The sequence below is a fragment of the Streptomyces sp. NPDC056222 genome, from assembly GCF_042264065.1.
Taxonomy (GTDB): Bacteria; Actinomycetota; Actinomycetes; order Streptomycetales; family Streptomycetaceae; genus Streptomyces.
Map to the genome: position 1 here is coordinate 16,891 of NZ_JBHJTL010000062.1, position 13,253 is coordinate 30,143.

A 13,253-nucleotide genomic window follows, 5' to 3' on the forward strand; every position below is an offset into this window, starting at 1 on the left:
GGCCCTGACTCGGGGCGGGGCTTCGCCCCACTCGGCGACTCCGAGGATCGGGCGCCGCGGGACCCCGCCCGTCGTCCCCGGCTGCGCTACGCCGGGGGCCAGGCGTCGCCCCACTCCGCGTCCCTCGCGGCCTTGTAGAGGGCGCCGTGGCGCTTGCTGACCGTCTCACGCGTCAGGCCCGTCTCCTCCGCCCCGCAGAGCTCCAGCAGGACCTGGCCCTTGCGGATCTGGGGCTTACGGGTCACCCGGGACACCGTCGGCGTCACGGGGAACCTGGTCGCCGCGACGTAGCTGAACTTCTCGTCCTCGTACGGCAGCGAGCCGCCCTTCACCTGCCGGTGCAGGGACGACCTGCTCACCCGCGCGGCGAAGTGGCACCAGTCCGCGCCCGGCTCGATCGGGCAGGCCCCGCTGTGCGGGCACGGCGCGGCCACGGTGAGCCCCGCCTCCACGAGGAGCGTGCGGGCCGCGATGATCCGCTCGTAGCCGTCGGGGGTGCCGGGCTCGACGATCACGACGGCCTGCGCCGCCCGCGCGGCCTCGGTGACGACCGCGCGGCGGTCGGCCTCGGTGAGCTCCTTCAGGACGTACGAGACCGTGACGAGGTCCGTCTCGTCGAGCTTGAGCGCGCCGCTGATGCGGGCCCGGCGCCACTCCGCCTCGAACACGCCGGCCGCCAGCTCCCGGCCGAGCGCGAGCGCCGGCTCCGCCCAGTCCAGGACCGTCGTGCTCGGGGGGCTGTCCCACGCCTCGGCGACCGCCCAGCTCGCCGCGCCCGTGCCGCCGCCGATGTCGGTGTGCGTCGCCGGCTCCCACGCGGGCGCCGCGTCCCGCAGCGCGCCGAGCGCCGCCCGTACCGCCTCGAAGGTCGCCGGCATCCGGTACGCGGCGTACGCGGCGACGTCGGAGCGGTCGCGCAGCACGGGGGCGTCGGTCGGGGTGGTCCCCCGGTAGTTGGCGATCAGCCGGTCGACGGCCTGGGCCGCCTGGCGCGGCGGCAGCCCGTCGAGAAGCCCGGCGAGGGCGACGCGCAACGTGTCACCGGAGGCGAGGGAGGGGGAGGCGTTCACCTCCACATTTTAGGCGGCCGAAACACGCCCCCGGCCCCCGCCCGCGGAGGTCCGGCAGCCCGGGACGCGACCGTGGGCCGCACGGCACCGGCCGACCCGTGGCCTCGCCCCGCGTCGGTCCGGTCAGGCCTCCTGCGCCTGGGCCTTTCGCCATGGGCGGCACAGTGCGAGGAAGCAGCCGAGTGACGCGATCGCGCAGACCAGTTGCACCACCGCCATCGGGACCGCCGTCGCCTCCCCCGCGATGCCCACCAGTGGCGACGCGATCGCGCCGATCAGGAAGGACGAGGTGCCGAGCAGCGCCGACGCGGAGCCCGCCGCGTGCGGGGTGCGCATCAGCGCCTGCGCGTTGGTGTTCGGCATCGCCAGACCCATCGCCGACATCAGGACGAAGAGACCGGCGGCGATCGGGACGAGACCCACCTTCCCGAACAGGCCGCTCGTCATGAGCACCAGCGCCACCGAGGCGAGCAGGATCACGCTCAGCCCCCAGCCCAGCGCCTTGTCCAGGCTGACGCGTCCGACGAGCAGCTTGCCGTTGATCTGGCCGACGGCGACGAGCCCGATGGAGTTGAGACCGAAGAGGAGGCTGAAGGTCTGCGGGGAGGCGCCGTAGATCTCCTGGACGACGAACGGGGACGCCGAGATGTACGCGAAGAGCGCGGCGAAGGCGAGTCCGCCGGCCAGCATGTAGCCGGTGAAGACCCGGTCCGCGAGCAGCCCGCGCATCGTCCGCAGCGCCTCGCCCACCCCGCCCGCGTGCCGCCGCTCGGGCGGCAGGGTCTCGGCGAGGAACTTCCACACCACCACGGTGAGCAGGACGCCGATGACGGTGAGGACGTAGAAGACGCCCCGCCAGTCGGTGATCCGCAGGATCTGGCCGCCGATGAGCGGGGCGATGATCGGAGCGACGCCGGAGATCAGCATCAGGGTGGAGAAGAACCGCGCCATGTCGACGCCGTCGTACAGGTCGCGGACGACGGCCCGGGCGATGACGATGCCGGCCGCGCCCGCCAGGCCCTGGAGCAGCCGGAAGGCGATGAGGAGTTCGGCGGAGGGCGCGAGCGCGCAGACCGCGGTGGCGGCGACGTACACGATCATGCCGATGAGCAGCGGACGGCGGCGTCCCCACTTGTCGCTCATGGGGCCGACGACGAGCTGACCGAGTGCCATGCCGGCGAGGCAGGCGGTGAGGGTCAGCTGGACGGTCGCGGCGGGCGAGCGCAGCGACTCGGTGACCTCCGGCAGGGCCGGCAGGTACATGTCCATGGAGAGCGGGGGCAGGGCCGTGAGTCCACCGAGGACCAGGGTGACGAGCAGCCCCGCGCGACGGGCCGCGACGACCGGCCCTTCGACTATGTGATCTTTCGTGCGGGTCCGGCCGCTCTCCGGCATCGACTGCTCCATTTCGTTGAAACTTTCCCTATGCTCTCAGCTCGTCCGGGATGGTCGAGACCTTTTTGGGGTGGGGCATGGGAACGTCCGGGAAGACCGTGCGATGGGGTGTGCTGGCGACCGGCGGGATCGCCGCCCGGTTCACCACCGATCTGCTGACCATGGAGGGCGCGGAGGTCGTGGCCGTCGCCTCCCGTACGGAGGCGTCGGCGAAGGCCTTCGCCGACCGGTTCGGGATACCGCGGGCGTACGGGGAGTGGGCCGCGCTCACCTCCGATCCCGACGTCGACGTGGTGTACGTGGCGACCCCGCACCACGCCCACCGCGCGGCCGCCGGGCTCGCCCTGGAGGCGGGCAAGGCGGTCCTCTGCGAGAAGGCGTTCACGCTCAACGCGGGCGAGGCGGAGGAGTTGGTCGCCCTCGCCCGGGAGCGGGACCTCTTCCTGATGGAGGCCATGTGGATGTACTGCAACCCCCTGATCCGGCGCATCCGCGAGCTGATCGCGGACGGGGCGATCGGTGAGGTCAGGACCGTACAGGCGGACTTCGGGCTCGCGGGCCCGTTCGCCGCGGACCACCGGCTGCGGGACCCTGCGGTGGGCGGCGGGGCGCTCCTGGACCTCGGGGTGTACCCCGTCTCGTTCGCACAGCTGCTGCTCGGCGAGCCCGACTCGGTGCAGGCGCACGCCCTCCTCTCGCCCGAGGGCGTCGACCTGAACACGGGGATGCTGCTGGGCTGGGACTCCGGCGCCTCGGCGCTGCTGTCCTGCTCGCTCGTGGCGGACACCCCGCTGACCGCGTCGGTGACGGGGTCGGCGGGCCGGATCGACATTCCGCGGGGCTTCTTCTTCCTGGACAGGTTCACGCTGCACCGCGCCGGCCGGGAGCCGGAGGAGTTCGTGAACGAGGACGATCCGCACTCCCTGCGCCACGAGGCGGCGGAGGTCATGCGCTGCCTGCGCGCGGGCGAGACCGAGTCCCCGCTCGTGCCGCTGGAGGGTTCGCTCGCGGTGATGCGGACGCTCGACGCGGTACGGGACCGCGTCGGCGTCCGCTATCCGTCCGAGCTGTCGGTCACGCGGGCCTGAGCCCCGGGTTGCCCGCCTCCGTGACGTAGGAGCCGGCCGTGGCGACCGGGGCGCCCGGGGTCGTCACGGCCGAGACCGTACGGAAGTCGGCGCGGGCGCTGTCCCGGCCGAGCGTGACCGTCACATAGCCGCGCCGCCCGTTGTAGAACTTCATGTGCGGGTTGGCCTGCGTGAGAGCGTCGTAGTTGGCGGGCCGGTCGGCGCCGTCCTTGCCGCTGGCGATGGAGGTGGCGACGATCTCGGTGCCGAGGGTCCGGGACGCGGGGTCGCGGTGGTCGGCCTTGATGTCGAGGCCGTAGCCGACGTGGACATCGCCGGTGAGCACCATCAGGTTCTCGATCCCGGCCGCCCCCGCGCCGTCCAGGAGGCGCTGCCGGGAGGCCGGATAGCCGTCCCAGGAGTCCATGGAGAGCTTGAAGTCGGCGGTGGGCACATTGCGCCGCTCGGCGAAGACGACCTGCTGCGGGAGGACGTTCCACAGGGCGCGCGAGTCGCGCCAGCCGTCGAGCAGCCAGCGCTCCTGCGTGGCGCCGGTCATGGTGCGGCTCGGGTCCTCGGACTCGGGCCCGGGGACCTGCCAGCCGTCGCCGTACGCCTGGTCGGAGCGGTACTGACGGGTGTCGAGGATGTCGAACTGCGCCAGCCGGCCGAAGCGGAGGCGGCGGTAGAGCCGCATGTCGGCGCCCTCGGGCCGCTGGGGCCTGCGGAGCGGCTGGTTCTCCCAGTAGGCGCGGTAGGCGGCGGCGCGCCGGAGCAGGAACTCCTCCGGCGGGACGTCGTTCTCGGGGATCTCGCCCGCGTAGTTGTTCTCGGTCTCGTGGTCGTCCCAGGTGACGACGAAGGGGTGCGCGGCGTGCGCGGCCTGCAGGTCGGGGTCGGACTTGTAGAGGGCGTACCGCAGCCGGTAGTCCTCCAGGGTGATCGTCTCCCGGTTGAAGACGGCGGGCAGGCGCCGGTCCGTGTAGGCGCGGGCGCCGCCGGTGGCGTTGACGGCGTACTCGTAGAGGTAGTCGCCGAGGTGGAAGACGACGTCGACGTCCTCCCTGGCGAGATGTCCGTACGCGGTGAAGTAGCCGTCGTGGTACGCCTGGCAGGAGACGGCGGCGAGGGTGAGCTCGGACATCCGGGCGTCGGGGGCGGGCGCGGTGCGGCTGCGGCCGACGGGGCTGATCCAGTCGCCGACGCGGAACCGGTAGAAGTAGATGCGATCCGGGTCGAGGTGGTCGATCTCGACATGGACGCTGTACTGGAACTCGGGGTGTGCGGTGACCTTGCCCCGCCGGACGGTCCGGGTGAAGCGCTCGTCGTGGGCGAGCTCCCAGCGGACGGCGACGCGGGAGCGGGGCAGTCCGCCGTCGGCTTCGAAGGGACGGGGCGCGAGCCGGGTCCACAGGAGGACGGAGCCAGGCAGCGGGTCGCCGGATGCCACCCCCAGGGTGAACGGGTTCTCGGTGATACGGGCGGGGTTCAGCTCGGCGGCGCTCGCGGCGCCGGCGGCCGGCAGGTTGACCGCGAAGGCGAGCGCGGCGGCGGCCCCGGTGACGGTGAGGAAGCGACGTCGGCCGAAGTGACGGGCGGCGGCCCGTAGTTCGCCGTCGTGCTGCTGGATGTGTGTCATGTACCCCTCCCCAGGCGGATGTTGTCCGTCCGGTATTCGAGTGGGGCGGGACGACGTCACGTTGTCGGGTACAGAACATCCACGTGTCGGACGGATGAGTTCATGGGGCACGCGTCTGCCGTACGCTGCGCGCCCATGAGTACTGAGTCGCGCATCGCAGTGGTGACGGGAGCGGGTTCGGGCATCGGCCGCGGCGTGGCACGGGCCCTGGCCGAGGCGGGCTGGTCGGTGGCGCTGGCTGGCCGTCGGCGGGAGCCCCTGGAGGAGACGGCGGCGTCCGTCTCGTCGTCCGACGTCCTGTGCGTGCCGACGGACGTGACCTCACCGGAGGCGGTGACCGCCCTCTTCGACGCGGTACGGGACCGGTTCGGCCGGGTCGACCTGCTCTTCAACAACGCGGGTACGTTCGCGGGCGGCGGCGTCCCGGTCGAGGACCTGAACCACGAGACCTGGCGCTCGGTGGTCGACGTGAACCTGACGGGCGCCTTCCTGTGCGCCCAGGCGGCCTACCGGGCGATGAAGGAGCAGTCCCCGCAGGGCGGCCGGATCATCAACAACGGCTCGATCTCGGCGCATGTACCGCGCCCGAACTCGATCGCGTACACGGCGACGAAGCACGCGATGACCGGGCTGACGAAGTCACTGTCCCTGGACGGGCGCCCGTACCGGATCGCCTGCGGTCAGATCGACATCGGGAACGCGGCGACGGAGATGACGGCGCGGATGCAGACGGGGATTCTGCAGGCCAACGGGGAGCTGGCGGTGGAGCCGGTGATGGACGCGGCGGACGTGGCGGCGACGGTGGTGCACATGGCGGGGCTGCCGCTGGAGGCGAACGTGCAGTTCGCGACGGTGATGGCGACGGCGATGCCGTACATCGGCCGGGGGTAGGGGGCGGGACACGACCCCCTACCCGGCGCTCCAGGGGTGTCTTGCCGATCAACCCGGGTCAGCAAGACACCCCCCTAGGCCTGGCCGGTCTCGAACCGGGCGACCTTTCCGTCCTGGACGACGAACCGCCAAGCGGTCCGCATCTCGCCCCAGGTGTCGTTGCGGTAGCGGGCGACGAGGGACCGCCCGTCGTCCTTGGCGGACTCGATCTCCATATGGCCGCGAGAGGAGAAGATCTCCTTCTCGGTCCACTCCTGGAGATCACGGTCGGACCCGTCGTCCGACATGGTGGCGCCCGGGGTGAGGGCGGCCTGGAAGGCCTCGGGGTCATTGGCGTTGAGCGCGCTGACGAAGGCGCGCACGGCAGGGTCGCCGATCTTGTCCACAGGGATGGTCATGGGCCTACCGGTACACCGGACCGCCCGGTTCCCGACGGACCCGGGCCGCACATGTGGCGCACCTCAGCGCACGGACTCGGCCACCTGGACGAGCAGGACCGCGGCCTCGCAGCCCTCCGAAGGCCCGCTCGGCGGCAGCGCCGTCCTGCGCCCGCACGGCGGTCTCGAACCCACTCACGGCGGCTTGCGGCCGCCCGCGCCGGAACATCGTCCGCGCACCCCGCCGACCGCATCGAGCTGGCATTCTTCTCCCCCATGACCGACCCGTGGAACACCATCGAGCGGCTCGCCTCCTGGATCGCCGCACACCACACCCTCCCGCCCGAACAGGACGTCCTGCTGCGTGTCCTGAAGCTCTCGGAGGAGGTCGGCGAAGTGGCGCAGGCCGTGATCGGCGCGACGGGCCAGAACCCGCGCAAGGGCACGTCGCACACCTGGCAGGACGTCGAGTCCGAGCTGTGCGACGTGATCATCACGGCGATGGTGGCACTGCGCACGCTGACCCCGGACGCGGCCGAGGTCTTCGCGGGCCACGTCCGGCGGGTGGCGGAGCGATCGCTGGAGAAGTGACGTCAGGGGACGGGCCGTCAGGAACTCCTGGGACGGTTCCGTAGGCCCGGCCGGCCCGCACGGCGCACCGACGGGTGACGCCGAAGGCGCGGGGAGACGCGAAAACCCGCCTGGCCCGGGAGTTCAGCCGGGTCGGACGGGTTGAGGCAGACGAGTCGGGCTGTACGCCGGGTTCTGTACCCCGGGACCTCGCGGTCGTCGGGGTGACGGCCATCCATCTAGGACCGGCGTTGCCGCCGGTCTCGTGCGGTCTACCCGCGAACTCGGGCGGGCAGCCCTCAAGCGTTCGCGCAGAGTCGCCTGTCTCCAGGCGGCCCCTCTTGACCTTGCTCCGGGTGGGGTTTACCTAGCCGCCTGAGTCACCTCAGGCGCTGGTGGTCTCTTACACCACCGTTTCACCCTTACCGAGGACCGAGGTCCCCGGCGGTCTGTTTTCTGTGGCACTGTCCCGCGGGTCACCCCGGGTGGCCGTTAGCCACCACCCTGCCCTGTGGAGCCCGGACGTTCCTCGGGAGGATCCGAGGATCCCCACGCGGCCGCCCGCCCGGCTCGTCTGCCGTGCCGACCATGCTACCCGCCGTGCCGGGCACGCTTGACCTTGTCGCAGCGTCAGGGTTTCTACTGGGCGCATGCGAATCGGCGAGATCGCCGCGCTCGTCGGGGTCACCCCGCGGGCCGTGCGCCACTACCACCATCTCGGGCTGCTGCCCGAGCCCGTACGGCTGGCCAACGGCTACCGCGAGTACGGCATCCGGGACGCCGTCCTGCTCGCCCGGATCCGGCGGCTGACCGAGCTCGGCCTCGGGCTCGACGAGGTACGGGACGTACTCGCCGACGACGAGGGGCGGGAGCTGGTGGAGGTGCTGGAGGAGCTGGACGCCGACCTCGGGCGGCAGGAGGCGGTGATCCGCGAGCGGCGGGCGCGCCTCGCCGAGCTGCTGCACGAGGCGCGGGCCGGGCGGGTGCCCGCCGAGGGGCCGGTGTCGACGGAGCTGGCCGGACTGTTCGCGGATCTGGGCGAGGTCCCCCCGGCGTCCCGAATGGCCGCGATGGACCGGGAGCTGCTCACCCTGCTCGACACCGTGGCGCCGGAGGAGGAGAGGACGAAGCTCATGAGCACCATGCGGAGCATGGCCGAGGATCCGCGGGCCGTCGCACGCGCCCACGACGTGTACGCCCGGCTCGACGCCCTCGTGGACGCCGCGCCCGACGACCCGCGCGTGGCGGAGGCGGCGCAGGCGCTCGCCGACTGTCTGCCGGACGAGGTGGTGGCGCAGCTCGGTAGGGAGGGCCTGCCGCAGGGCCGGCTCACCGAGGTGTTCTTCGGGGACTTCTCGCCCGCCCAGGCCGCGGCCGTCCATCACGCTCTGCTCCTGGTCCAGGAGCGGGCCCGATGACGGGCCGTCGGCCGGCCGGCGCAGCGCCACGTGCCGCCGGAAGGACCCCCGGGAGCCGTGGCCTCGCCACCCGGCTGCTGCGCGGCGTCGCGTACGCCTCGCTCCCCGCCGAAGTCGTGATCGTCGTCTGTCTCGTCGCCGGTGTACGGATCGCTCCGCTCGCCCTGGTCGCCGCCGAGGCCGCCGCTCTGCTTCTGCTGGTCGCCGGACTCGTGGCGTACGGACGGCTCCGTCGCCTCGGGTTCTCCGCCCGGGAGGCCCTCGGCGAACTCGTGCCCGAGCCGGTGCTGCGGCTCATCGGGCACGAGCTGCGGCTCCTGGCGAGCCTCGCGCTGTGGGTCGCCCGGCGCCGCAGCGGCGTACGCCCCGGCGACCAGGTGTTCCCGCACGCCCGCGACCAGGCCGCCCTCATGTACGGATTCGCGTTCGTCTGCCTCGTCGAGACCGTCGGGATGTCGTACCTGCTGGCCGACTGGCCCGTGGTCCACGCGATCGTGCTGGTCCTCGACGTGTACTCGGGGATTCTGTTCGTCCTCGGGGTGCACGCCGCCTCCGTGACCCGGCCGCACATCCTCGCCCCCGACGCGCTCCGTCTGCGGAGGGCCGCCCACATCGACCTCCGCATCCCGCTGGAGAAGATCGCCGCCGTCCGGTACGAACTGCTCTTCACCCACGAGAAGAAGGACGGGGAGCTGAACCTGCCCGTCGCCTCCCAGACCTCCGTCACCGTCGAGCTGACGGAGCCCGTCGACGCGCCCCGGTTCCTCGGCGGGCCCCGGCCCGTCCACACCCTCCGCTTCCACGCGGACGACGCCCGCGCGCTGCACCGGGCTCTGAGGCAGGCCGTCGTGGAGGTCTGACTCACTCCGGTACGTGATCGAAGAGGACCTTGTCCCTGCCGGGGTCCGCCGGGTCCGCCTTCTTCAGCTTCACCCGCACCGGCTTCCCCTGCTCCATTGCCTGCCGGCTCTTCACGGTGCCCACCACGGCCGGGTCCTTCAGATGCACGACACCCCGCTTGTTCGCGGTGTCCTTGATGTCGATCACGAACCCGTCGAAGACCTGGCCGATCCGGTTCTTCAGGAGCGCCGCCTCGACGACGTCCATGCTCTCCCTGTCCGCCTCCTTGCCACGTCCTCTGTCCATGTCGGCCGGCAGCGCCGTCAGCGCGTCCTTCACCCACGCGGGTGGCTCCTGGCCCGCGACGGCCGCCAGACAGAGCTCGCCCACATAGCGGTCGACCAGGCGGCGCAGGGGCGCGGTGCAGTGGGTGTACTCGTCGGCGATCGCGGCATGGACCACGGAGTCCGGAAGGTGGCCGTCCGCGAAGTCGATGTAGGCGGACTTCTGGAACAGGCCGGTGGCGTCCAGCAGGAACGCGGCGTGCTGGGGGTTGTTCGCCGGGTCGAGCGAGCGGATGAGCTCCGCGTACGAGACGTGGTGCGGCCACGCGATCTCCAGCGCCTGCGCGGAGTGGCGCAGCTTCTCGACGCCGTCCGGGGTGGTGCCGAGGGTGCGCAGGATCCCCGTGCCCTCGGCGATCATCAGATCGGCCGCGGCCATGCCGGTGAGCAGGGAGATCTGCTCGTTCCAGCCGTCGACGGCGCGCGGGGCGCGGTAGACGAGGGTGTACGAGTCGCCGTTCTCGACGACCTCCTGCTCGGGGAGGTCGAGGGAGACTCCGCCGCGCTTGACCTCCAGGGCCTCGCGGAGCATGCCCACGGTCTTGAGCAGGGCGAGCGGTTCCCCCGCCGTGCCCGTCTCGATCAGCTGCTGGGCGCCGGCGTAGTCGAGCCTGAGATGGCTGCGGACACGCGCGCGGCGTACGTCGACGGCGACCTGGCGGCCATCGGCGTCCAGGTCGAGGCGCCAGAGCAGGGCGGGCACGGTCTGGTCGGGCAGCAGACTGGCGGCGCCCTCGGAGAGGACCGAAGGGTGCAGCGGGATCTTCTCGTCGGGGAAGTAGAGGGTCTCGACGCGCTTGTGGGCCTCCTTGTCGACGGCGCCACCGGGGGTGACGAACGCGGCGACATCGGCGATGGCGTAGTGGACGCGGTAGCCGCCGCCCGGCCGCCGGGCGATGTGCATGGCCTGGTCGAGGTCGCGGGAGCCCGGCGGGTCGATGGTGAAGAGAGGAATGTCGGTGGCGTCGTGATCCGGCAGCCGCGGGGACGCCGCGGCCGCCTCCGCCTCGGCGAGGACCGCCGGCGGGAAGCCTGCCGGGACCTGCATCCGGGTTCTCAGTGCGCGCAGCGCGGCCCGTAGGTCCTCGGCTGCGCCGGTCACGTGAATGTGGCGGCGTGGCATGGACCGAGCGTATGGCGGGGGACCCTGCCCGGCACTTTGTAGGCTGAACGTTCTGGGGCCGCACCCCCAGCCCCGTACGTACGAAGGAGAACCACCGTGCTCGTGCTGTTGCCGCCGTCGGAGGGTAAGGCCGCTTCGGGGCGTGGGGCGCCGCTCAAGCCGGAGTCCCTGTCGCTGCCGGGCCTGGCCGAGGCGCGGGCGGCCGTCCTCGACGAGCTGGTCGAGCTGTGCGTCGCCGACGAGGAGAAGGCGCGCGAGGTGCTCGGGCTGAGCGAGGGGCTGCGCGGCGAGATCGCCAAGAACACGGAGCTGCGGACGGCGGGGGCTCGTCCGGCCGGCGAGATCTACACGGGGGTGCTGTACGACGCGCTGGGGCTGGCCACGCTGGACGCGGCGGCGCGGAAGCGGGCGCGGGCCTCGCTCCTGGTGTTCTCGGGGCTGTGGGGCGCGGTGCGCGTGGACGACCGGATTCCGTCGTACCGCTGCTCCATGGGCGTGAAGCTGCCGGGGCTCGGGGCACTGGGTGCGCACTGGCGGGGTGCGATGGCGAGCGTGCTGCCGGAGGCGGCGGGCGACGGACTGGTTCTGGACCTGCGGTCCTCTGCGTACACCTCGGCGTGGAAGCCGAAGGGCGAGGTGGCGGCGCGGACGGCGACGGTGCGGGTGCTGCACGCGCCGACCCGCAAGGTGGTCAGCCACTTCAACAAGGCGACGAAGGGGCGGATCGTGCGCAGCCTTCTCAAGGCGGGTGCGGCGCCGAAGGACCCGGTGGAGCTGGTGGAGGCGCTGCGGGACCTGAAGTACGTGGTGGAGGAGGGGAAGGCGGGGGCCCTCGACGTCCTGGTGGAGGAGATCCACTAGGCGTGCCCGCACGAACCCGGAGTGGGGTGCCCGGGCGCATGTGACGTCGCGGGCCGATCGGTCGGCGAACGCCCGACAGACCTCGCGCGTTGCACTGTGCGCAACGCCCGTTGCGTGTGTTGTCGCACCCGGGCAGGATGGGGCCATGACCTCCGCGCTGCCCTCCGTCCTCGACCTCGCCCCCGTCGTCCCGGTCGTCGTCATCGAGGACGCCGCCGACGCCGTACCTCTCGCCCGCGCCCTCGTCGCGGGCGGACTGCCCGCGATCGAGGTGACCCTGCGGACCCCGGCGGCGCTCGACGCCATTCGCGCGATCGCCGCCGAGGTCCCCGACGCGGTCGTCGGCGCCGGCACCGTCATCTCGGCGGCCGGCGTCGCGGACGCGGTCGCGGCCGGTTCACGCTTCCTGGTGAGCCCCGGCTGGACGGAGAGCCTGCTGGACGCCATGGTCTCCTCGGGCGTGCCGTTCCTGCCGGGTGTCTCCACCACCTCCGAGGTCGTGGCGCTCCTGGAGCGCGGGGTGCGCGAGATGAAGTTCTTCCCCGCCGAGGCGGCGGGCGGCGTCCCGTATTTGAAGTCGCTCTCCGGCCCGCTCCCCCAGGCCCGGTTCTGCCCGACCGGCGGCGTCTCCCTCGGCTCCGCCCCCGCCTACCTCGCGCTGCCGAACGTCGGCTGCGTCGGCGGCACATGGATGCTGCCCGCCGACGCCCTCGCGGCCCGCGACTGGGCGCGGGTCGAATCGCTGGCGCGCGAGGCGGCGGAGCTGCGAGCGCGCTGAGAGGCGCCGGCGCGCGCTCGCCGACCGACCGTCAGGAGAGCGTCAGGCCGACGTGGTCGGTCACGGGGCGGTACCCGAGCCGCTGGTACAACGCGTTGCTGGTGGGATTGGCGAGGTCCGTGAAGAGCAGGACCTGCTCCGCGCCCGCGTCCAGGGCGGCCCGGCTGACCGCACCGGTGACGGCTCCCGCGTAGCCGCGGCCGCGGAGCTCGGCCGGTGTGTACACCGGCGAGACCCGGGCCTGGCCCGCGACGATCGGCGAGATGCTCGCCATCGACACCGGCCCCTCGGCGGTCTCCCAGAGGTGGAGGCGGCCGTCGGCGACACGGGGCTCGATGTTCGGGGTGTAGTCCACGTCGCCGTCCTCCCCGATGTCCCGGGCGAAGTCACTCATCCACGACACCGCGAGCGGAATGTCGGCGGCGACCGCCGGCCGCGACCGTCCCGGCGGCGCGGGGTCCGGCGGGGTGAGCGTGCCGAGCCGGTAGAGCCGCATCCGGCGCGTGGTCGTCCACGCGCGGTTCTCGCCGCACAACTCCCGGACGAAGGCCTCCGTCGTCTCCTCCTCGCCACGCACGCCGGTCACTTCGGCCGCGTCCGGCAGTACATGGACGAGGGCGCGGGCCGCCTCCACGGGCATCGGTCCGAGCGCCGGCTCGTGCGGCAGCGTGAACAGGAACGCGCCGGTGACCCGGCCGTCCGGCTCGCTCCACCAGCCGTACCGCGCGGACTCGACGGGCCGCCGCCGGGCTCCCTCGCTGAGGGTGAGCAGCACGGTGTTCCGCGCGGGATCGGCGGCGAAGTGCTCGTGGGCCGCCGCGCGGAAGGCGTCGACGTCCTCGGTGATGTGCCAGCTCATGGCGTCGATGGTGCTACGGAA

Annotated in this window: 13 protein-coding genes and 1 other RNA gene; 7 read left to right on the top strand and 7 right to left on the bottom strand. The window is 72.6% G+C overall.

The features are described 5' to 3' along the window. Positions 1-86: 86 nt before the first annotated feature. Both ACFC0D_RS25690 and ACFC0D_RS25695 read right to left on the bottom strand, forming a co-directional pair. Positions 87-1,070, bottom strand: a complete 984-nt coding sequence (locus ACFC0D_RS25690; RefSeq protein ID WP_376440313.1) for a small ribosomal subunit Rsm22 family protein — start codon at positions 1,068-1,070, stop codon at positions 87-89. Between the two features lie 123 nt (positions 1,071-1,193). Beyond that, positions 1,194-2,465 (bottom strand): Bcr/CflA family multidrug efflux MFS transporter, encoded by a 1,272-nt coding sequence (locus ACFC0D_RS25695; protein ID WP_376440315.1) that lies wholly within the window; start codon positions 2,463-2,465, stop codon positions 1,194-1,196. 77 nt (positions 2,466-2,542) lie between these two features. Here ACFC0D_RS25695 and ACFC0D_RS25700 point away from each other — a divergent pair, with 77 nt between their 5' ends. Next, positions 2,543-3,553 carry a Gfo/Idh/MocA family protein gene (locus tag ACFC0D_RS25700; RefSeq protein WP_376440317.1) on the top strand — a complete coding sequence of 337 codons (1,011 nt, stop codon included), beginning with the start codon at positions 2,543-2,545 and terminating at the stop codon, positions 3,551-3,553. On the opposite strand, the gene ACFC0D_RS25705 is transcribed toward ACFC0D_RS25700, so the two are convergent. Further along, on the bottom strand, positions 3,540-5,171 hold the full coding sequence (locus ACFC0D_RS25705; protein WP_376440319.1) for an alkaline phosphatase D family protein: 1,632 nt from the start codon (positions 5,169-5,171) through the stop codon (positions 3,540-3,542). The two genes, ACFC0D_RS25700 and ACFC0D_RS25705, sit on opposite strands and share 14 nt — an antisense overlap. 135 nt (positions 5,172-5,306) lie before the next feature. Here ACFC0D_RS25705 and ACFC0D_RS25710 point away from each other — a divergent pair, with 135 nt between their 5' ends. Further along, positions 5,307-6,062, top strand: a complete 756-nt coding sequence (locus tag ACFC0D_RS25710; RefSeq protein WP_376440321.1) for an SDR family oxidoreductase — start codon at positions 5,307-5,309, stop codon at positions 6,060-6,062. A 74-nt stretch (positions 6,063-6,136) separates the two neighbouring features. Here the strand turns inward: ACFC0D_RS25710 and ACFC0D_RS25715 are convergent, their stop codons facing one another. Then, on the bottom strand, positions 6,137-6,460 hold the full coding sequence (locus ACFC0D_RS25715; RefSeq protein ID WP_376440324.1) for a nuclear transport factor 2 family protein: 324 nt from the start codon (positions 6,458-6,460) through the stop codon (positions 6,137-6,139). A 255-nt stretch (positions 6,461-6,715) separates the two neighbouring features. On the opposite strand from ACFC0D_RS25715, the gene ACFC0D_RS25720 reads away from it, so the two are divergent. After that, entirely contained in the window at positions 6,716-7,030 is a 315-nt protein-coding gene (locus ACFC0D_RS25720; RefSeq protein ID WP_376440327.1) for a MazG-like family protein, read from the top strand. A 147-nt stretch (positions 7,031-7,177) separates the two neighbouring features. Here ACFC0D_RS25720 and rnpB read toward each other — a convergent pair. Continuing rightward, positions 7,178-7,582, bottom strand: an RNA gene (gene rnpB / locus ACFC0D_RS25725) — RNase P RNA component class A. A 77-nt stretch (positions 7,583-7,659) separates the two neighbouring features. Here rnpB and ACFC0D_RS25730 point away from each other — a divergent pair. Further along, complete coding sequence (locus ACFC0D_RS25730; RefSeq protein ID WP_376440329.1) at positions 7,660-8,427, top strand: MerR family transcriptional regulator; 768 nt, start codon at positions 7,660-7,662, stop codon at positions 8,425-8,427. Next, positions 8,424-9,287 (top strand): hypothetical protein, encoded by an 864-nt coding sequence (locus ACFC0D_RS25735; protein WP_376440332.1) that lies wholly within the window; start codon positions 8,424-8,426, stop codon positions 9,285-9,287. The genes ACFC0D_RS25730 and ACFC0D_RS25735 overlap by 4 nt, the downstream gene beginning before the upstream one ends. Position 9,288: 1 nt before the next feature. Here ACFC0D_RS25735 and ACFC0D_RS25740 read toward each other — a convergent pair whose 3' ends face one another. Next, positions 9,289-10,734, bottom strand: coding sequence for an RNB domain-containing ribonuclease (locus ACFC0D_RS25740; RefSeq protein ID WP_376440335.1), 1,446 nt, complete (start codon positions 10,732-10,734; stop codon positions 9,289-9,291). Positions 10,735-10,830: 96 nt separating this feature from the next. Here ACFC0D_RS25740 and yaaA point away from each other — a divergent pair, with 96 nt between their 5' ends. Both yaaA and eda read left to right on the top strand, forming a co-directional pair. After that, complete coding sequence (yaaA, locus tag ACFC0D_RS25745; RefSeq protein ID WP_376440338.1) at positions 10,831-11,595, top strand: peroxide stress protein YaaA; 765 nt, start codon at positions 10,831-10,833, stop codon at positions 11,593-11,595. Positions 11,596-11,740: 145 nt separating this feature from the next. Further along, complete coding sequence (gene eda / locus ACFC0D_RS25750) at positions 11,741-12,373, top strand: bifunctional 4-hydroxy-2-oxoglutarate aldolase/2-dehydro-3-deoxy-phosphogluconate aldolase (protein ID WP_376440340.1); 633 nt, start codon at positions 11,741-11,743, stop codon at positions 12,371-12,373. Between the two features lie 31 nt (positions 12,374-12,404). On the opposite strand, the gene ACFC0D_RS25755 is transcribed toward eda, so the two are convergent. After that, the gene (locus ACFC0D_RS25755; protein WP_376440343.1) at positions 12,405-13,232 is read right to left on the bottom strand and encodes a GNAT family N-acetyltransferase; all 828 of its coding nucleotides are present in this window, start codon (positions 13,230-13,232) and stop codon (positions 12,405-12,407) included. Between the last annotated feature and the right edge of the window lie 21 nt (positions 13,233-13,253).

Bases quoted from the DNA above. Each gene is read 5' to 3' on its own strand.
- ACFC0D_RS25695 (WP_376440315.1), bottom strand. From the start codon at position 2,465: ATGCCGGAGAGCGGCCGGACCCGCACGAAAGATCACATAGTCGAAGGG.
- ACFC0D_RS25700 (WP_376440317.1), top strand. From the start codon at position 2,543: ATGGGAACGTCCGGGAAGACCGTGCGATGGGGTGTGCTGGCGACCGGC.
- ACFC0D_RS25705 (WP_376440319.1), bottom strand. From the start codon at position 5,171: ATGACACACATCCAGCAGCACGACGGCGAACTACGGGCCGCCGCCCGT.
- ACFC0D_RS25710 (WP_376440321.1), top strand. From the start codon at position 5,307: ATGAGTACTGAGTCGCGCATCGCAGTGGTGACGGGAGCGGGTTCGGGC.
- ACFC0D_RS25715 (WP_376440324.1), bottom strand. From the start codon at position 6,460: ATGACCATCCCTGTGGACAAGATCGGCGACCCTGCCGTGCGCGCCTTC.
- ACFC0D_RS25720 (WP_376440327.1), top strand. From the start codon at position 6,716: ATGACCGACCCGTGGAACACCATCGAGCGGCTCGCCTCCTGGATCGCC.
- ACFC0D_RS25730 (WP_376440329.1), top strand. From the start codon at position 7,660: ATGCGAATCGGCGAGATCGCCGCGCTCGTCGGGGTCACCCCGCGGGCC.
- ACFC0D_RS25735 (WP_376440332.1), top strand. From the start codon at position 8,424: ATGACGGGCCGTCGGCCGGCCGGCGCAGCGCCACGTGCCGCCGGAAGG.
- ACFC0D_RS25740 (WP_376440335.1), bottom strand. From the start codon at position 10,734: ATGCCACGCCGCCACATTCACGTGACCGGCGCAGCCGAGGACCTACGG.
- eda (WP_376440340.1), top strand. From the start codon at position 11,741: ATGACCTCCGCGCTGCCCTCCGTCCTCGACCTCGCCCCCGTCGTCCCG.
- ACFC0D_RS25755 (WP_376440343.1), bottom strand. From the start codon at position 13,232: ATGAGCTGGCACATCACCGAGGACGTCGACGCCTTCCGCGCGGCGGCC.